Source organism: Gardnerella vaginalis (genome assembly GCF_001546455.1).
GTDB classification, from domain to species: domain Bacteria; phylum Actinomycetota; class Actinomycetes; order Actinomycetales; family Bifidobacteriaceae; genus Bifidobacterium; species Bifidobacterium vaginale_B.
This window is the reverse complement of record NZ_KQ956825.1, coordinates 16762-35363: the sequence shown is the minus strand read 5'-3', so window position 1 is coordinate 35363 and position 18602 is coordinate 16762. Positions and strand designations below refer to the sequence as shown.

Here is an 18602-nt window from a genome sequence, read left to right as displayed (position 1 = left end):
TGGTTTCTATTTTAATTCGCGAGACACTCGCAACGCACTTTTAATGGTTCCTCTTCTAACTCCAGCAGCAAGAACCATTGCAATTGAGAGCGAAAGATGCCTACTAACATCTCTGCCGCCTATTTGGTCTGCTAATGCAGCTAATTCATCCGATTCTTTAGACCGCATAACACAATAGGATCTTTCGTGGCTTAAGAAGCCGTATCTTTGCTGCAAAGTATAAAAACTCATTACAGGGCGCGCAGAATTTATGCTTAATTCGTCAATTTGAGAGTCATCGCTTTGGCTACTATAGCTAAGCGATTCTGTTGATTCTATTGATCCTGTTGATTCTTTGGATTCCTTTTGCAATTGGTTTTGCTTAGCAGACTCTTCGGATTGCTTATTTAATGCGCCGCCTGCTTGCGACTCGTCTTTTGCATTAGAAGAATCGCCAGCCGCCAAAGAATTAGCAGCCGCCAAAGAATCGAAAGCAGCATCACCAGCAGCATCCGATTTTTTGTCAATCTCAATCACATCTGTTTTTAATGAATCGGACTTATATAAATCAAGACTTCCAGACATGGCAAGAGCATTGTTACTTTCAACACCAAGAACATCAATGTTTGTAGACTGCAAGGCATCTTTTTTAAGCGTTGCAGAATTTAATGCTATAACAACGGCGGCAGCTCCGTCTTCTACACACACCGATAAATTGTGTTGAATATCTACTATTCCAAGCGGATATTCCAAATCTAAATCACGCTGAAGAGAGTTAGATCCAGCAGCGCTTATAACACCAACTGGATTGCCAAGCATGTGAAGAAAATCCGCTAACCTTATAACGTTTGCGTAAACTTCATCATCGTCATCTCCAGCAACCGCGAAAGTGGCTATAAAAGAAGATGGATCATTGTTAACATCGCAAGCAAGCTTGCCCAAAGTCACTGGATTGTTGGAAGAAACGAGTAACGGAATACCAACGCTCATAGCTTCGCTTCGAAACTCTGGAGGAACCATTGCTGCGTACGCACCAGCGTCTCTAGCAGCTTCCAACTGTCTTTTATCTACACGATTTGCAGGAACAAAAAGACACCCAGGCCTAACGTTTCTAACATCGCATACAAGCGATGTAATTGTTATTCCAGAAGCAAAAGATGGTATTACCTCAAAACCATATTGTTCTGCAGCAAAACCAAGGGTCACTCTTGTTCTAGAAAATTCATCAACAGCATTCATACTTGCACCCGCCCATTCACTATGTATCACCATTGTAAAGGAATAGGGTTGCTGCGAGGAGTCGATACTGGAACGTTGTACTTTTGCATTAAGAACTCGCCTATTGTCTTTATAAGAGGAGCTGCTGCGAAAACGCCGAATGTGCCTTCTGGATTGCTTAATGCAACTGTTATTGCAAAACGAGGGTTATCGACAGGCAATATTGCCGCGCAGTCTGCAACAATAGAGCTAAGCGCTCCACCAAATCCAGCAACTTCTGCAGTACCACTCTTTGCAGCAATACGATATCCGTTAACAGATATGTAGTTACTGTAATATTCTGCCGTGGATTCCATGGCATTTAACATTTGATCAGCAACGTGTTCATCTAAAACGCGAGTTCCTTGTGGCCTCTTGCGCTCAGTAATTCTGCCATGTGGGTCGATTACAGACTTGATAATCGATTGCTTAAGCCTTACGCCCTTATTGGCGATTGTTGAAATAGCATTGGTGATTTGCAAAGCGTTTGTTGCATATCCCTGACCAAACAAAACAGTATTTTGCTTACGACCATCCCACGCTTGAACACTCGGGAACAAACCTTGGGATTCTCCTTGCAAATCAAGGCCAGTTAATTGCCCAATTCCAAACTTAGACAAGAATTCATAACGCTTGTTATTTGGATACTTTTCGCCAGCCATAATCATGCCAACGTTAGAAGATTCCTTTAAAATGCCTGCTAAAGTAAGCTTCATAACACCGTGGCTGTGAGCATCGTGGAAAAGTTGACCTTGCTTTTCAATGCTTCCAGGAACAGCAAACTTATCCGTTAGCTGGCGCGCTCCAGTTTGAAGCATGCCTGCAACTGAGAATACTTTGCCAATAGAGCCTGGCTCAAATACCTGGCTAACAGCCTTAGAAACAGATGCTCTAGCTTCGGCAGAACCAGCTTTAATATTATCGCTATCTTCTAGAGCAACAATTTCTCCAGTGCGAATATCTTGAACAACAGCAACGCCCCATCCAGCTTTGTACTTATTCATACCATCTAGAAGAACCTTCTTAACGTACCAATCTACATCGCTATCAATAGTTAGCTTTATGTCGTTACCGTTTACAGCCTCTTTATATTCACTTACCGTTCCAGGAATTTTCTCATTTCCAACGTTATTTCCCTGATATTTTTGGTAACCATCTTTACCAGTTAAAACTTTGTCTTGAGAAAGCTCCAAGCCAGATTCACCAACTTCGCCTCTTCTGCCCTTAGCTTCTTTTCGGCTGCTTTCTTCTGCGTCTTTAACAGAGCCAATCAAAGCGCCTAAAATAGGACCACTTGAATATACGCGCTCACTGCTATTTTCTGCATAAACACACCCAGAAAGATTAAGCTTATCTATTGCACGCTTAACAGAAGGCTTAACGTTTCTTTTTATAACAGCATAACGCCCTACACCTGCAATTTTTCCGCCAATTTCAACAGAACTCATATGCAAAATAGGAGCCAAAAGACGTGCTACAGCAACAGCGCCTGTTCCTTCAACGTCTTTACCATTAATTGCATGGCAATTCCCAGCAGTTTGCTTTGTGCAAGGAGTTGGTTTAAAGGACTGAGCATTCATTGGATCTGCAATTATGTTATATCTTTCAACACTCTGAGCCAAAACAGCACCATTTGCGTCCAAAATACGCCCTCTACGAGCGAGTATTGGACGAGTCCTACTACGTTCTGCCTGCGCCGCCTGAGCAGTAGAACGTGCATTAATCAACTGTATAAAACTAAGCTTTACTATTGCTAAAGATGCAATAATCGCAAATATGATTGCAACACCAATGCACTTTTTTGCAAAAACAGTGTTGCGGATTACGCTGGTTTGTGTGCCAGAACGCATGCCAGAACGTGCAGTAGAGCGCGCAACAGAGCGAACAGCATTATTAGTATACGAATTATACAATCCGCTTATGTTGAGCCTACTCTTTCTGACTTTTCTTACGCTATTTTTGATGCAGCGCAACTTTTTGCCAGCTAATTTGGCATAATACAATACTGTTTTCATTTTGCCTGAGTATTTGGCGAAACGTTGCTTGATTAGGCGGTTCATCAATGTTTCTCCTTATTTTTTTGTTCTGGCTGGTGGTTGGTTTTTTTAGGATCTTGCTTAGCTTGATTTGGCTTAGGCTTTTCTTGCTTAGCCTTTTCTTGCTTAGCCTTTTCTTGCTTAGCTTGATCACGATTTTTAGCTTTTTGAGCTTCAATAGCGGCTTTTTCTGCCTTCTTTTTATTGGCATAATCGCTTAAGTCAACGGTTATTGCACCTTGCTGCGGAACCATTCCCATGTCTTGTGCTTTTGTTGGAAGATCTGCTTCTAAGGCATCCAACTTTGTTTGAGCAGTCTCTACGTCTTGACGAAGCCTGGAAATATTGGCTTGAGTTGCAGCTTGTTCAAAAGAAATCTCTGCCATTTTTGTGCGAAGCAACAGAGATGTAGTAGGCGTAACAACAAGGAACATAACAACAATGATTAGGTTAAAAAGAGGAGCTTTACGCGTGTTGCTCCACGCTATAACCTTGTGCAAATGATTCATTACAGCATAAGACCTGCGATCCGAGGCGCTAAACACTAGCGGAATCGACTTAGAAACGCGATTTTGTCTTGAATCACCAGAAATTTTCTCGTTCACTCGGCCTGCAGGTGCAGAAGACGCTGCAAAAGATGCTGCAATTCTAGAAGCACGGTTTTTAAGTGGCTTATCCATTAGAACCTGCCTCCTTTGCTACGATTTACGCCATTTGACTTAGTAGAAGAATGTTGCAAAGACGTATCTTCTCCTTGAGCAATAGCTGTAAAATCTTTGATCCACCTATCTGGAATATCTCTAATAAGCTCCACTGCCCTCAAGCGAACAGAAGAAGACCTTGTATTATTTGCAATTTCTTCTTTAGATGCCTTAATAGCTCCACGAGTTAAAGACTTAAAGAAAGGCTGGGCACTTTGCGGAACAATAGGCATATTTGCTGGAACGTCTACTTCTAATCCCTTATTCATAAAGCGCTTAACTGTAATATCTTCCAAAGAATGATAGGATTCAACAACAATCCTGCCGCCGTTATTTAAGCGCAAAGCAAGCTTTGGTAAAGTTCTAGAAAGTTTATCCAACTCCCCATTAACTTCGATTCTAAGAGCCTGGAAAACTCGTTTAGCAGGATTTCCTGGCGCACGATGAGCGCGCGGAATAACCTGATCAACTAAATCAACCAACTGACCAGATGTTACTATTGGGTTCTCTTGCCTAACTTGCACTATTTTTCTTGCAATAGGACCAGAAAAACGTTCTTGACCGTACTCACGAAATATTTCAGCCAGACTAGATGCACTATAGGTAGCAAGAATGGTTGCAGCAGTAACACTCTGAGTTGTATCCATTCGCATATCTAAGGCTGTGTTATGGGAATAGGAGAATCCCCTATCCGCTTCGTCTATTTGCAAACTGGAAAGACCTAAATCCATAAACGCTGCATCGATTTTATCAATTTCTAAATCTTCCAAAACTTTGTCAACTTCGTCGAATGCAGCATGAACTGGAATAAAACGATTATTCAATCCTTCATCTTGCATCCTTTTTGTTGCTAAGCCAAGAGCCTCACTATCTCTATCTATTCCAACAAGAGTTGCCAGTGGAGCTGCTTTAAGAAAAGCTGTTGCATGGCCAGCAAGACCAAGAGTGCAGTCAACAACAATAGAATCTTTATGTTCTAGCGCTGGAGAAACAAGATTTACACAATCTTCCAATAAAACTGGCGCATGAATTGTAGATAGATCTTTCATTGTGCCACCGCCGGAAGAACGTCATTCGCAATATCCGCATAGTCTTGCTCTTTATCTGCAAGGTAATTATTCCAAGCGGATTTATTCCATATTTCTGCACGAGTTCCAACGCCTATTACAACAATCTCATCTCCAAGATTGGCATAATCTCTTAGCATTGGAGGCACTACTATACGACCCTGCTTGTCTGGCTCTTGATCTACAGCACCAGAAAGAAAAACTCGTAGGTAATCTCGTGCCGACTTATTGCTCATAGATGTGCGCTGGATTTGAGTTGTAATACGCTCAAACTCTTGCATTGGAAGAACATAAACGCAGCGTTCTTGGCCGCGAGCCATAACAAAACCATCACCTAATTGGGATCTAAATTTTGCTGGCAAAGCCACACGACCTTTGGCATCTATTTTTGGCGAATAGGTGCCAAGAAGAACTGGATTCTTTACCTGATTATTAGCCTGAGTTTGCAAACCATTAGCATCAAAAACTGCGTTTTGCGGCAAAGGAGTGGATGTAAAAGCCGAAGACGTAGCTTGAGGCTGCATAACAGGCTGCATAACAGGCTGTATAACAGGCATCTGCTGCGATTGATACATAGGAGGAACCTGCTGCATCACGTAATAAGGCTGAGCATATGCTTGAGAATTTTGCATTGGCATATGCGCTTCTTGGGCATTAGCTTGAGCCATATTTTGAGAATCGGAAGCAGATGTATTTTGAGCATGCTTAAAGGAGGAATTGGCTTTATCTTGCGCATTTGCGCCAGCATTATTACGAGCCATAAATCCACATCCTTTTCAACATGCAATATGCCACTTGCACATCGTTCACCATTTTACCCCATTTCTCACCAAAAATCCCCACTTTTTGTAAAAAAATAATATTTTTTTAGCAAAAATTGGAAACATGCAACGTGTATTAGCCTCGAGGTATACTTAAACGCCTGGTTTTAGCACAACTTTTAAGAAGAACGGACACAAATGTCTACGTACTCCTCACAACTCAGCGAAGAACAACAAGCGGTTGATTGCGCTTATGAGCGCTTAGATAACTTGCGTTCAACAATCCGTGCAAGACTTGATTCTGTACGCGCTGCAGGCTCACACGGATCGCCAACTCAGCGAACAGAACGAGATTCTTTTGCAACAATGTACGAAGATCGTTTAACGCAACTTAGAGCTGTAGAAGATAGACTTGTGTTTGGTCGCCTAGACGATTGTGAAGGAGTAAGACGCTATATTGGCAGAATCGGTTTGCTAAGTGAAAATCACGACCCAATCTTAACCGACTGGAGAGCAGAGGCTGCTCGACCATTCTACGAGGCAACTCCTTCTAATCACGGAAACATTGTTATGCGCAGACACATAACTCTTAAATTCCGAGAAGTTGTGGGCGTTGAAGACGAGATTCTAGACATTCATTCCGACGAAGTAAACAAAGCGTCTAAACAAGGGACACTTACTGGCGAAGGTGCATTACTTGCTTCTCTAGGCTCTCGTAGAACTGGAAAAATGACGGATATTGTTGCAACCATTCAGGCTGAGCAAGACCGCATTATTCGCGCTCCTCTAGACCGTACAATTGTTGTTCAAGGCGGCCCTGGCACAGGCAAAACTGCTGTTGCATTGCATAGAGCAGCATACTTGTTATATACACACCGCAGAAAGCTTGAAAGATCAGGAGTTTTGATTGTAGGACCAAGCTCTGCATTCTTAAGGTACATAGACCAAGTTTTGCCATCTTTGGGAGAAACTGGTGTTGTTAGCAGAACTATAGCGGATTTAATTCCAAACGTTCGTGCAGATGCAGAAGATACTGCACATGCAGCAAAACTTAAGGGAATGTACCGTATGAAAAACGTTATTCAAAACGCTATATGCGCAAGAATACGTGTTCCTAAAGATTTGCCAACATTACGCATAAACGGTTTTGCTGTACAGCTCAAAAAAGAAGATATTGAGCTTGCACAATTAGACGCTCAGCGCACACACCAGCCTCACAACCAGGCTCGTAAAACATTTGTAAAGTCAGTAATAAGTTCGCTTAGAAACAGGTATCTGGAACAACTTGATTACGTTCCTTCCCAAGCCGAAATATCCGACATTACATCGCAACTTAGGATGGAAAACAAGCTCAAAATAACTTTGAACCTTGCTTGGCTTCCTATGAATGCTAATTGGCTTATAGACCAACTTTTTTCTAAACCCGAACAGCTTCGCATATATGCTCCTTGGTTAAGCGAAAATGATATTCATGCATTAATTAGACCAAAAGGAAGTCCTCTAACTAAATCCGATATTCCACTGCTTGACGAAGCTATGGAACTTTTAGGACCAGACCCAAAGATTGAAGCACAAAACGCTGCTAATGCTCGCAAAAAGCTTGAAGAGCAACAATATGCTTCTGATACTCTTGCACAAAACGGAATAGGCAATGGCATTATTACCGCCGATATGCTTATTGAAAACATTCAAGGCAACGATGCAAACATGGTTGCTAATCTTGCTGCATCAGATAGAGAGTGGACTTATGGTCATGTTGTGGTAGATGAAGCACAAGAGCTTACTGCAATGGACTGGCGAATGCTAATCCGCAGATGCCCTTCACGATCATTTACTATTGTTGGCGATGTTGCACAAACCTCCTCTTTAGGCGGTACACACCGTTGGCAAAAAAATATGAGCTCATTATTTGGAAACGAGAACTGGGATCTTTATGAGCTAACAATCAACTACCGCAATCCTAAAGAAGTTTCCGAAGCTGCAGGAAAAGTGGCAGATAATTCTGGCTTATACATTTCAACAGTTAACGCCGTTAGATCTGTTCCAGATTCGCTTATTAAGCAAACAGTTCAAAATCAAAATGAACTTGATAATGCTCTTTCTAAATATTGCATTGATTTATTTAACGAATTTGTTTCCGAAGACGGTAGTGGACGAGTAGCAATTATTGTTCCTCAAGAATTAATAGCCCACGCAAACAATATAGTTAAAAATACTCTTAGCAAAAATCTTTCAACTAAGGAATATACCCGCATAATTCAGCAAAGCTTTGACGATAGCCAAATTAGTGTTTGCACTGCAGAAGACGTTAAGGGATTGGAATACGATGCGGTAATACTAATGCAACCTTCTGCTATAGAGCAAGAAGCTGCATCTAGGCTTAGCGCAGCCGCTAACTTATACGTTGCTATGACAAGACCAACACAGCGTCTTGTTATCTTGCGCACACAAGACGACGCTGATTTTTCGGAGTAAAAATTGTAAAGTGCAGTACTGAGTAAACCTAACCATTAACAACCTTGTTATTTGTTTGACCCTTTAAACGGGTCAAACAAATCAGGTTATTGCTCACATATATAACTACATTTAATCAAGACTCAATAATTCACCAGCATAACGGTGAACAAATATTCACATAAACTCAAATACTCAATAACATGTACTTGTTTTATAATATTCACGCAATGCACAAATATTACTAATCACTTACTTTTCTTAAGATCTTCTATAGCACGTTTAAAATCTTCTAAGCCAGTAAAATTCTGATACACGCTAGCAAAACGAAGATATGCTACTTCGTCCAACTCGCGCAACGGCTTTAATATTGCTTTTCCAACTTCTTCGGACGTAACCTGAGCTAATCCACGAGCACGTAAATCAGCTTCAACTTCCATTCCAAGTGTTTTTAATGCTTCAGAATCTATTGGCCTACCCTGACAAGCTTTTCCAACACCAGCAACAACCTTTGCTCTATCAAACGGTTCAATAGAACCTGAACGTTTCATAACAAGCAATTGTGTAGTTTCTACTGTTGTAAATCTACGTCCACACTTCTGGCATTCACGTCTACGGCGTATTGAATACCCATCTTCACTAATTCGCGTATCGATAACTTTAGTATCGGAATTCTTACAAAAAGGACAATGCATATATACAGCATACTAAAAATTAATTTAATATGTTATATATATTTCAATATTTTATATAAATAAATCAATTTTTTCATATTTTTCCTCGTATATTTTATAAAATTTATTGGAAAATACCCGAATAGACGGATATATAAATACATTCATAACAACAACCGAATCTGTACTTAAATCATCGCAATAAGAACACACAGATTCATCGTCATAGCATAATGTAAATAAATCTGACGAATCATATTGATAATCTGAACTCATGTAATCCTCCATATTTTAATGATATTTTTAATAACAAGTTAATCGTCGATAAAAGGTACGCGTATAGACTGCCCTACTTCTAAATCTGGCGAATCTAGATTATTTAATTGCATAAGATAATCAACAGAATCAGAAATATTGCCATTTTTATCTGTTATAGATTTTGCATAACTCCACAATGTATCTCCAGGACGAACTGTGTATGTTACAAAAGACTTTGACACGGCTGAAACAGCTGGCCTTGGCATAAACACAAACCACGCAAAGCACGTTAATACAGCAAAAACAATAAAACGCATAAATAATTTATTTTTACGCCTTCTGCAAGCCTTATTTGCCAAAACGGCACGATTTGCATTTGAATAGTTAATGCTATTAGAAGCGTTTAAGTTCTTATACATAACTGCCCTTTCTTACATTTATATTGATATGAACATTTGTTCTATCGAACAGGTGTATCAATCTTGACACATTTGTTCTAAATATGCAACGGCGTGTCGAACATATGTTTGATTTTTTTGAAAAAGTGTATTAGACTGTAAACAACGAAAGGAGACACCATGAATACCAACCCAAACGAGCTTAGCGATTCTGCGGCGCACAACAATGAATCACTAACAGATCGCCAGAGGAAAATCATGGATGCCATACAACAATGTCTTGAAGAACACGGTTTTCCACCGTCTTTTAGAGAAATAGGCGAAGCTGTAGGTTTAAGAAGTCCTTCTTCCGTAAAACACCAATTACGAGCACTTGAGATGAAAGGATTAATACGAATAAGTGCAAATAAAGGTAGAGCAATTGAAGTTATTGGAGATTTTCTACAAAAGAACAAAGAAAAAGCTCAAGAATTGCTTGCAAAACAATCAGCCATTGATGTAAGCATGTACAACAGCGAGTCTTTGATAAACTCTCACGACGTTCCTCTTGTTGGGAGAATTGCAGCAGGAGCGCCTATAACAGCCGAACAGCATGTTGAAGATGTTATGCGTTTACCAGAAAGACTTACTGGAAGCGGTAATCTATTCATGCTAGAAGTACATGGCGATTCAATGATTGACGCAGCAATTTGCGACGGCGATTATGTTGTTGTGCGAGAACAAAATGAAGCAACAAATGGAGATATTGTTGCTGCACTACTAGATAACGAAGCAACTGTAAAGACGTTTAGAAAAGAAAATGGTCACGTTTGGCTTATGCCTCACAACCCTGCGTATTCCCCTATTGACGGATCGCACGCAAAGATAATGGGCAAAGTTGTTACCATTTTAAGAAAAATTTAAAGATTTAGAGATTTAGAGATTTAAAGATTTAAGCAATCAAAACAACTAAAGAGCGATACTGTTAAACGGACACAAATAAACGCATAAATAAAATCGCTGTGATTTGTAAATCATAAAGATTTTAAATCACAGCGATTAGAGAAAATAGATAGATAACAGCAAAGACGCTTGCCTATTAAGACATTTTATTGCCTAGGCGAGTGGATGAGAGTCCTTAATGGTTACAGAAATCTGACGACCATTTGGAGCAGAGTAGCTAACAGTATCACCCGCTTTAGCACCAATGATTGCAGCGCCAATCGGAGATTCTGGGCTAATAACATCGTAATCAGTAGCAACAGCAATATCACGTGAACCAAGAACATATGTCATCTCTCGGCCAGCAAGATCTAGAGTCACAACAGAACCATTACCAACAAGACCATCTTTTGGAGCCTCAAGGATTTTGGCATTGCGCAGCTTAACAATAAGCTCATTAATACGACCCTCGTTCTTGCCCTGCTCTTCACGAGCAGCCTGATAGCCACCGTTTTCAGACAAATCGCCTTCGGCGCGAGCAGCAGCAATACGCTCGGTGATTTCGTCACGATATTCACCTTCGCGATGAGCTAATTCTTCCTTGAGCTTATCGTAGGCTTCCTTAGTCAACAAAATTGTTTTTTCTTCAGCCATTTTGCAATCTCCTTAACAAAGAACAAAGAATAAAATCAACCACACGCATTTAGCGAGTAGAAATAATATCAATCACAAAAACGAGGGTGTCCGAACCACCAATTCCAGCCTGAGGGACCCCGCGCGAACCATAACCATACTCAGGTGGAATAGAAACAAGTAAGCGAGAACCAACATTATGACCTGGAACAGTACGATCCCATCCCTGAATAACCTGACCAACACCAATACCAAAGCTGGCAGGAGTATGACGAGCAAAACTAGAATCAAAAGGCTCGCTAGCTCCCCAAACAACACCGTGATAATTAACAGTAACAGTGTCTCCAGCACGAACCAAAGGTCCGTTGCCCTCTACCAACTCAACAACCTTAAGCCCTGCTGGCGGCTCAAGCGATGGGAACGTCACCGTTGGCGTAGTACCAAACTCTGCAACCACTTCTGGCATATCCTTTACCATTTTGCCTCCTTTATAACCTCTTATAATCCCTTACAAACATATATAAATGCTTGCAAACAACCATTAACCTCTACAAACTATTTACTAAAAACTTTGAATATTATAACAGTTATGCAATCTTATAGCGTGTTTTAGATTAGCACTCAACCGCTACCTATTCCAATACGTATATAAATTGCACAACGCCTACATAAACATAATGCAAGCAAGTATACAAGCATTTAAAGGAAAAATATTATGAGATAACTATAAACATAAAAAGCTATAAACTAGCATTCAACAACGTTTACAGCCAGACCACCTTTAGATGTTTCGCGATACTTAGACATCATGTCATGCCCAGTTTCCTTCATGGTTTTAATAGCGCTATCTAAGCTAACAATATGAGAGCCATCACCCAAAAGCGCCATTCTAACAGCGTTAATGGCCGTGTTTGCAGCCATAGCATTGCGCTCTATGCAAGGAATCTGAACCAAACCACCAACTGGATCACAAGTGAGACCAAGATGATGCTCAATACCGATTTCTGCAGCGTTTTCAACCTGCTCAGGGCTTCCACCAAGAACTTCACACAAGCCTGCGGCAGCCATAGAACACGCCGAACCAACTTCTCCCTGGCAACCAACTTCTGCGCCAGAAATAGAAGCATTGCGCTTAAACAAGTAACCAATAGCACCAGCAGCAAGAAGGAACTTTACAATGCCTTCTTCGCTAGCACTGTCTACAAAACGCCAATAGTATTGCAAAACTGCTGGAATAATGCCAGCGGATCCATTGGTTGGAGCCGTAACAATACGACCACCTCCAGCATTTTCTTCACTTACCGCAAGAGCAAAAAGATTTACCCACGCAGAATCAGAAGCTTCCAAAGCGCAGTTTGCTCGTCTGCGATCTTGCTTAAGAATGTCGGAATTTGCGGACAAACGCTCATACATGCGTGGAGCGCGTCTGTGAACATCAAGTCCGCCTGGAAGAATCTGCTGCTTAGAGTTACAGCCGTGTTCAACACACTCTCCCATCACATTCCAAACACGCAGCAAATAGGAGCGAACATATTCAGAATCGCCATTATGCAAAGCAAGCTCGTTTTGCCAAACAATGCTACTTATGCTCTTATGTTCTTTTTTGCAAATAGAAATAAGTTCTTTGCACGTTGTAAAAGGATATGGAACAGAAGAATCAGTGGAAGACTCAGTAGACGAATCAGTAGATTGCATAGTGGAAGACTCAACATTTTTAGAAGAGTCTTTAGAAGAATCTTCACTTTCTGTTTCAGATTCACCAACGCGGTCATGCAAACCAATCATCTTATCGTCTGCATTACCTTTGCGAATAAATCCACCGCCAATCGAATACCAAACTTGCTCGTCAACAGTATTACCAAAGGAGTCCAAAGCAACAAACCGCATGCCATTAGGATGCGCAGCCATGCGCCTCCACTTTTCAAAAACAACATCGGAATCGTAGTCAAACGCAATAGTATGACTATGCGCAAGCGTTAAAGTTCCACTTTTCTTGCAATCTTCGCGAATAGTCATCATGTGTTCTGTATCAACATCGTCTGGAAGATTACCTTCAAGACCTGCAACGGATGCTCGATCTGTACCATGCCCCAATCCAGTAAGAGACAAAGAACCATACAATGTAACGCACACACGAGAAACATTGTTAAGCTTCCCACTCTTTTGCAGAGAGGTTACAAAGGCATTCGCCGCGCGCATAGGCCCAACCGTATGCGAAGAACTAGGACCTACACCAACCGAAAACATTTCTAAAATACTGAACACATATCTATTGTAAACACAATTGTTAAGGTTACGACACGCTGCACTAATCGTTACTGGAATCAGAGCGCAAAAGAACATCATCATTTGCGCTATCAATCCAATTTTCAACTAGATGACTAATCAGATGCAAAATCAACCATATAACGAAAGCGAATAATATGGCACAAATCATAACAAACATTGCATTTCCGCTTATAGGAACATGCAAATCAAAGAAACGCGCAACAAATGGTATAAACGCGCCAATAACGCCAGCAGCAGCAAAACATAGAACCATAATTCCACGCCAAGAAGCAAGTGGCCTAGAAACAGTAGCCAAAACTGCAACACCCAGCACAAAAACTGTAACAGCGCAAATACTGCGAGTTAGACCAATGGTGTAAACAGATTCAACAATTATGCTAGAAGCACTAACGCTAGAGGAATCAAGTCCACGCGAAAGCATTAAAGGAGCAAAAATGGAAACAGCCAAAACAGATACGGCAACAGCAATGCCATTTGGAAGCGCAAATCGAACAACACGATGCAAGAATCCAGGAATATAACGTCTTGTATTAGGAGCCAAAGCAAGCAAAAACGCTGGAATACCAATGGTTAACGAACCAATATAGGTTATGTGACGAGGTAAATATGGGAAATGCAGACCGAGTAAAACAACACCTGCTGAAATAAGTGCAGAATATACGGTTTTAACAAGAAACAGGCCTGCAACACGCTCCATATTTGCCATAACTTGGCGACCCTTAGCAACAACGTCTGGAAGATGAGAAAAACGAGAATCAACAAGCACAACTTGCGCAACTGCCTTAGCGGCTGGAGCAGCATTACCCATTGCTACGCCTAAGTCTGCTTCCTTAAGCGCAAGAGTGTCGTTCACACCATCACCAGTCATAGCAACAACGTGACCCTTGGAATGTAGAGCTTGAACGATTAACTTCTTTTGATCAGGCAAAACGCGCCCAAGAACATCAACGTTTTCAAGAACCTCGGCAAGCTGATTTATATCTTTAGGCAGCTGCCTTGCGTCCATTGAAACGGGCTTTGAATCACCAGTTAGACCAACTTTTTCGGCAACAGCTGCAACAGTTGTTGGATTATCGCCAGAAATCACGCGACATCTAACACCTTGCTGCCTAAACCATTCAAGAGTTTGGCGAGCATCGGTGCGGATTTTCTCCGAGCAACGAACTAGTGCAACAGGGCGAGCACTTGTGGACACTTTTGGCGAGCTAGAAAAAGTTGCATCACAAGAATCGCCAGAAACCACAGAGCTAGAAACCACAGAGCTAGAAACCACAGAGTCAGAAACCACAGAGTCAGAAACCACAGACTTGCCTGTAGCAACCGCTAGAAGAAGAACACGATTGCCCTGCTGTGCATATTCGTTTACTCGATGCAAAATACGCTTGAAAGGCTCCGTTAAATGGCAATTATTGCAAGTAGAATCGCCATCTTCTAAAGAACAGTCAGCGCAAATCGCAGTTGCCAAAACCTCTGGAGCACCCATATACCACGTTTCAAAACTGCCGTCTTTTAGCTCATAGCGAATTGCACTCCACTTTCTTGCGGAAGAAAATGGCAAGCGAGCGTTAACATTCGATGCAACGCAAGCACCTTGATCTTTAAGGCCTTCCATAATGGCAAGACCCGTAGCATTTGGATTTTCTTCGTTAGACAAATCAAACAAAGCCTGATTTACAGCATGACTATAGTCGCTAGCAGCCGCCACGCTGGAAGAATCGCCGCTTTTACTTTTTACAAAAGCTTCGTCAATTGAATCGTCAATCGAATTGTCAATCACATCAACACCAACAAACGCGATTCCGCCATCTGTAATAGTGCCTGTTTTATCTAAATTAAGGCAATCCACTCGAGCTAAAGTCTCAACAGACTCAAGCTCCTGAACAAGTGTTTTTTTACGAGCAAGACGCATTGCAGCAACAGCGAAATTAAGCGAAGTTAAAAGAACAAGACCTTCTGGAATCATGCCAACAACGCCAGCAACAGCAGAAACAACAGCACTCCTCCACTGCCCAGTCTGCCAAGACTCAGCAAAACCGCCAACCTTGTTAATCTGTGACCAAACAAGCAAAACACAAAGAGGAACAACAACAATAGTCATCCACTTTAAAATCGTGTTGATTCCACGACTCAAATCGGAAATTGTTTTAGTATAAACCTTTGCTTGCGCCGCAAGTTTAGCTGCATAACTATTAGCACCTACAGCCGTAACGCGCATTAAAGCAACACCAGAAACCGCTGTAGACCCAGAATAAACAAAGTCGTCCGCAGCTTTACGAACAGTTACAGACTCGCCAGTAAGCATGGACTCGTCCATCTCCAAGCCCCAAGACTCAACAACCTTAGCGTCCGCAGGAACCTGGTCGCCAGCACGAACCCACAACAAATCACCAAGAACAATACAGCTATGATCAACATAAACGTTTTGGCCGCCTCGCCGAACAATAGAACGAGAAGCAACAAGAATCGAAAGGCGATCAAGCGTGCGCTTTGCGCGTAGCTCCGTAACAACGCCAATACCTGTGTTAATAAGAATTACAAAGCCAAAAACCGCGTCTTTCCAAGAGCCAGTGGCAAGAACAACAACCATTGCCGCAAAGATAATCGCATTAAAAAGCGTAAAAACGTTTGCGCGCACAATTGAAAGCACTGACCTAGAAGTACGATTTTCTGTAACGTTTACAAATCCTTGTTCTACGGCAGCGGAAACTTCACTTTGAGTTAAACCCGATTCGCTAACTTCTGGCAAATCTGGAGAGTCTTTTGCGCCTTGCACAACCTGATCCTCTTGCAAAACCTGCTCCTCTGGCACAACCTGCGCGCCTGCACTAACCTTTGTCATTTATAACCACATCCCTACCATGAGGCGTATTGTCAATTACCGATTGAACGATTTTTAGAAGACTAGAATGCTGAATCTTCCCACAATTTTTTATATGACTTTTCTGGCAACTCTTTTCAACACAGCTTAAATGATTTCTAAAATCGCCATTAAAAGCGGCCTTAGAATCACCCCTCAAATCACCCTTGATTAAACCAGCATCAAACAAATCCTGACCGTCTAAATCCTTAAGAATATAGAGTTTTGCCGCAAACAAAGAACAATCTTTAGGTGGATTTTTTGGATTAACAAGCGCAACAGGAATCCCCGCAGAACGCGCATATTTAAGCGCATCAACCCAAGCTTTGCGCGCCTTTAAATCAACATGCGCTCCACCAGCATTGCTCTTAGCGCTAGAATCAACGCGGTCTACGCCATCAACATTAATGTTGTTAATCAAAATCATAGAAACAGGCTGATTTGACGCATCTTTAACAGCCTCTTGCGAGGCAAAATTGGCATTCTTAACGTCTGCGATTGATGCGTACGATGCTTTTAAACCAAATTTCTCACACAGATGCAAGAGCTTAGAATCAAGCGCCGCCTGCCTTGAACCGACTATAAACAACTTTATGTCTTCTACGTCGATTCCGTCGTGAACAATATCGTCCGAACGACCAGTGTCTCCAACAGCTTGATTTTTAGGCGTGCAAGCACTTAGCGATGCAAGCAAGAAAATAACCAACATGGATGCGAGCGCAAAAACAATACAATTGCTACGATTGATACGATTACTGCGATTGCTTTTGCACAAAACACCACTAAATGCACGCATACCTACGCACGCCACGATTACACACGCTCACGCAAAATCACGCGGACGCGGAAGAATCGCCAGCAACCGTTGGAGCAAGAACCAGATTCTTAACCAACTCACGGGTGCGAAGCTGCGAATCTGCATCTAAGCAATCATCCGTAATAACCGTATCAACCTGGTCAAATCGCGCAAAAAGCGAAAGCGACGTGCACGTCCACTTAGTGTGATCCGTTAATATAATCGTGCGATCTGCAATATCCATCAAAGCCATATCTGTAGCGGCTTCCAGCGAATTTGGCATAAGGAATCCGCGCGGCAAGCTAACGGAATGCGTGCCCAAAAATACGGTGTTTACACGCAAAGACGAAACAACCTTATCTGCAATAGGGCCAACCAGGGAGTTGGAACGCGTAATAACGCCACCTGTAACAATAACCTCAATATCTTTGGACTCAAGCGCTTGAACAAGCTCCGCAACTGGAATTGAATTTGTTAGAATCGTGATTCCAGACGCCCTACGCGACTCAAGCAGATGCTGCGCAAATACGTACGCAGTTGTGCCACCACCGATAGCAATAACATCTCCAGGCTGAACATAATCTACCGCCTTACTGGCGATTGCATCCTTAAGCCCCATATCCATCTGCGACTTTACGGAAAACAGCGGCTCCGAAAGAAGAGTGTTAGTTGTAACAGCACCACCGTGTACGCGCTTTAAAAGCCCGCGATCCGAAAGCTCTGCGATATCTCTGCGAATTGTCATTGCAGAAACGGCGAGTTCTTTGGAAAGAGCGGTAATACGCACGGCCCCCCTGGTGCGAAGGCGGCTCAAAATCAATTGTTGACGCTGTGAAGAAATCATGTGAACATTATCGCACAAGTAAACGCAAAAAACAAACGCAAATGAGCGTTTCTAAGCTCTAAACGTTAAGTATTTAACAAAAATCACGTAAAATCTGGCAAAATTCCCCAAAACGAACAAATGCTTGTAAAAATGCGCAATACCAAGTTAGGTAGAGATTCGAGATTTTTCGCACTGAATGAGATGAACCTCAGCACCGAAGGTGGTGATTCATCGAATGAAGAAGAAAAATCGAGAATCTCAGGCGACTAGCGATACGCAATTGTTCAAGCATGCAAGAGGGCTGGGTGATTCTTGGTCGAACAGTATAAGAGCGGCAGCCGATACCAAATAATCCAATGGCACACGCCTACAAACAAACTTCAGCTAAAAACAAAATCAAAGCCAAATCGGAACAACCGCAACAACAGACAACACGTAAGAGGCGAAGCGTTGTGAGACAAGAAACACCCAGCCCTCCTACACACCAAACAAGGAAATGCGCTCGCGCGGATTAGCCGCGCTCACGTCTTCGCCGCATGTAAAGTCCACTGTACTTTACGTTTGAGCGGCTCAGCGAATCGAAGTGCATTCGCACGCTACGCTCTAAGTGCTCATGCAAGTCGATTCGCAGCCCTCCTACAACACCAAACAGAGAATGTCGCACCCGCGTTTGTTCCCTTTTGCCCGCGTTTGTT

General features: G+C 42.1%; 15 protein-coding genes and 1 pseudogene. 2 read left to right on the top strand and 14 right to left on the bottom strand.

Going from position 1 to position 18602, the window contains the following annotated elements; translation table 11 throughout:
* Nucleotides 1-6 precede the first annotated feature (6 nt).
* From HMPREF3216_RS05405 to mraZ, 5 genes are read right to left on the bottom strand one after another with little or no spacing between them, the layout of a single operon-like run.
* A complete protein-coding gene (locus tag HMPREF3216_RS05405) occupies nt 7-1218 on the bottom strand; it encodes a hypothetical protein (protein WP_060787281.1) in 1212 nt (403 codons plus the stop codon).
* Nucleotides 1219-1244: 26 nt separating this feature from the next.
* The gene (locus HMPREF3216_RS05400) at nt 1245-3296 is read right to left on the bottom strand and encodes a peptidoglycan D,D-transpeptidase FtsI family protein (RefSeq protein WP_081091008.1); all 2052 of its coding nucleotides are present in this window, start codon (nt 3294-3296) and stop codon (nt 1245-1247) included.
* Nucleotides 3296-3952: a hypothetical protein gene (locus tag HMPREF3216_RS05395; RefSeq protein ID WP_060787280.1), complete on the bottom strand. Its 657-nt coding sequence runs from the start codon at nt 3950-3952 to the stop codon at nt 3296-3298. Before HMPREF3216_RS05395 ends, HMPREF3216_RS05400 begins: the two co-directional genes overlap by 1 nt.
* On the bottom strand, nt 3952-5022 hold the full coding sequence (rsmH, locus tag HMPREF3216_RS05390) for a 16S rRNA (cytosine(1402)-N(4))-methyltransferase RsmH (RefSeq protein ID WP_060787279.1): 1071 nt from the start codon (nt 5020-5022) through the stop codon (nt 3952-3954). Before rsmH ends, HMPREF3216_RS05395 begins: the two co-directional genes overlap by 1 nt.
* Nucleotides 5019-5801 (bottom strand): division/cell wall cluster transcriptional repressor MraZ, encoded by a 783-nt coding sequence (gene mraZ, locus HMPREF3216_RS05385; protein ID WP_060787278.1) that lies wholly within the window; start codon nt 5799-5801, stop codon nt 5019-5021. The genes rsmH and mraZ overlap by 4 nt, the downstream gene beginning before the upstream one ends.
* Nucleotides 5802-5999: 198 nt before the next feature.
* Here mraZ and HMPREF3216_RS05380 point away from each other — a divergent pair, with 198 nt between their 5' ends.
* The gene (locus HMPREF3216_RS05380; protein WP_060787277.1) at nt 6000-8276 is read left to right on the top strand and encodes a HelD family protein; all 2277 of its coding nucleotides are present in this window, start codon (nt 6000-6002) and stop codon (nt 8274-8276) included.
* A 227-nt stretch (nt 8277-8503) separates the two neighbouring features.
* On the opposite strand, the gene nrdR is transcribed toward HMPREF3216_RS05380, so the two are convergent.
* The gene (gene nrdR / locus HMPREF3216_RS05375) at nt 8504-8950 is read right to left on the bottom strand and encodes a transcriptional regulator NrdR (RefSeq protein WP_060787276.1); all 447 of its coding nucleotides are present in this window, start codon (nt 8948-8950) and stop codon (nt 8504-8506) included.
* A gap of 293 nt (nt 8951-9243) precedes the next feature.
* Nucleotides 9244-9606 (bottom strand): LysM peptidoglycan-binding domain-containing protein, encoded by a 363-nt coding sequence (locus HMPREF3216_RS05370; RefSeq protein ID WP_060787275.1) that lies wholly within the window; start codon nt 9604-9606, stop codon nt 9244-9246.
* Nucleotides 9607-9765: 159 nt separating this feature from the next.
* Between HMPREF3216_RS05370 and lexA the strand changes: the two genes are divergently transcribed.
* Nucleotides 9766-10488, top strand: coding sequence for a transcriptional repressor LexA (gene lexA / locus HMPREF3216_RS05365; RefSeq protein WP_060787274.1), 723 nt, complete (start codon nt 9766-9768; stop codon nt 10486-10488).
* A 192-nt stretch (nt 10489-10680) separates the two neighbouring features.
* Here the strand turns inward: lexA and HMPREF3216_RS05360 are convergent, their stop codons facing one another.
* From HMPREF3216_RS05360 to HMPREF3216_RS06635, 7 genes and pseudogenes are all read right to left on the bottom strand, one after another.
* The gene (locus HMPREF3216_RS05360; RefSeq protein WP_060787273.1) at nt 10681-11160 is read right to left on the bottom strand and encodes a GreA/GreB family elongation factor; all 480 of its coding nucleotides are present in this window, start codon (nt 11158-11160) and stop codon (nt 10681-10683) included.
* Nucleotides 11161-11209: 49 nt separating this feature from the next.
* Nucleotides 11210-11617 (bottom strand): FKBP-type peptidyl-prolyl cis-trans isomerase, encoded by a 408-nt coding sequence (locus HMPREF3216_RS05355; protein WP_060787272.1) that lies wholly within the window; start codon nt 11615-11617, stop codon nt 11210-11212.
* A 269-nt stretch (nt 11618-11886) separates the two neighbouring features.
* Nucleotides 11887-13386, bottom strand: coding sequence for an L-serine ammonia-lyase (locus HMPREF3216_RS05350; RefSeq protein ID WP_060787374.1), 1500 nt, complete (start codon nt 13384-13386; stop codon nt 11887-11889).
* A 61-nt stretch (nt 13387-13447) separates the two neighbouring features.
* Entirely contained in the window at nt 13448-16267 is a 2820-nt protein-coding gene (locus HMPREF3216_RS05345) for an HAD-IC family P-type ATPase (protein ID WP_060787271.1), read from the bottom strand.
* Entirely contained in the window at nt 16254-17081 is an 828-nt protein-coding gene (locus HMPREF3216_RS05340; RefSeq protein ID WP_060787270.1) for a hypothetical protein, read from the bottom strand. The genes HMPREF3216_RS05345 and HMPREF3216_RS05340 overlap by 14 nt, the downstream gene beginning before the upstream one ends.
* A gap of 37 nt (nt 17082-17118) precedes the next feature.
* Nucleotides 17119-17925 carry a DeoR/GlpR family DNA-binding transcription regulator gene (locus tag HMPREF3216_RS05335; protein WP_060787269.1) on the bottom strand — a complete coding sequence of 269 codons (807 nt, stop codon included), beginning with the start codon at nt 17923-17925 and terminating at the stop codon, nt 17119-17121.
* Between the two features lie 493 nt (nt 17926-18418).
* Nucleotides 18419-18602, bottom strand: a pseudogene (locus HMPREF3216_RS06635) (hypothetical protein); the annotation flags it as partial.

What these genes read in the sequence shown, in the direction of transcription:
- HMPREF3216_RS05405 (WP_060787281.1), bottom strand. Translation starts at nt 1,218, where the DNA reads ATGAATGCTGTTGATGAATTTTCTAGAACAAGAGTGACCCTTGGTTTT.
- HMPREF3216_RS05400 (WP_081091008.1), bottom strand. Translation starts at nt 3,296, where the DNA reads ATGAACCGCCTAATCAAGCAACGTTTCGCCAAATACTCAGGCAAAATG.
- HMPREF3216_RS05395 (WP_060787280.1), bottom strand. Translation starts at nt 3,952, where the DNA reads ATGGATAAGCCACTTAAAAACCGTGCTTCTAGAATTGCAGCATCTTTT.
- rsmH (WP_060787279.1), bottom strand. Translation starts at nt 5,022, where the DNA reads ATGAAAGATCTATCTACAATTCATGCGCCAGTTTTATTGGAAGATTGT.
- mraZ (WP_060787278.1), bottom strand. Translation starts at nt 5,801, where the DNA reads ATGGCTCGTAATAATGCTGGCGCAAATGCGCAAGATAAAGCCAATTCC.
- HMPREF3216_RS05380 (WP_060787277.1), top strand. Translation starts at nt 6,000, where the DNA reads ATGTCTACGTACTCCTCACAACTCAGCGAAGAACAACAAGCGGTTGAT.
- nrdR (WP_060787276.1), bottom strand. Translation starts at nt 8,950, where the DNA reads ATGCATTGTCCTTTTTGTAAGAATTCCGATACTAAAGTTATCGATACG.
- HMPREF3216_RS05370 (WP_060787275.1), bottom strand. Translation starts at nt 9,606, where the DNA reads ATGTATAAGAACTTAAACGCTTCTAATAGCATTAACTATTCAAATGCA.
- lexA (WP_060787274.1), top strand. Translation starts at nt 9,766, where the DNA reads ATGAATACCAACCCAAACGAGCTTAGCGATTCTGCGGCGCACAACAAT.
- HMPREF3216_RS05360 (WP_060787273.1), bottom strand. Translation starts at nt 11,160, where the DNA reads ATGGCTGAAGAAAAAACAATTTTGTTGACTAAGGAAGCCTACGATAAG.
- HMPREF3216_RS05355 (WP_060787272.1), bottom strand. Translation starts at nt 11,617, where the DNA reads ATGGTAAAGGATATGCCAGAAGTGGTTGCAGAGTTTGGTACTACGCCA.
- HMPREF3216_RS05350 (WP_060787374.1), bottom strand. Translation starts at nt 13,386, where the DNA reads ATGTTTTCGGTTGGTGTAGGTCCTAGTTCTTCGCATACGGTTGGGCCT.
- HMPREF3216_RS05345 (WP_060787271.1), bottom strand. Translation starts at nt 16,267, where the DNA reads ATGACAAAGGTTAGTGCAGGCGCGCAGGTTGTGCCAGAGGAGCAGGTT.
- HMPREF3216_RS05340 (WP_060787270.1), bottom strand. Translation starts at nt 17,081, where the DNA reads ATGCGTGCATTTAGTGGTGTTTTGTGCAAAAGCAATCGCAGTAATCGT.
- HMPREF3216_RS05335 (WP_060787269.1), bottom strand. Translation starts at nt 17,925, where the DNA reads ATGATTTCTTCACAGCGTCAACAATTGATTTTGAGCCGCCTTCGCACC.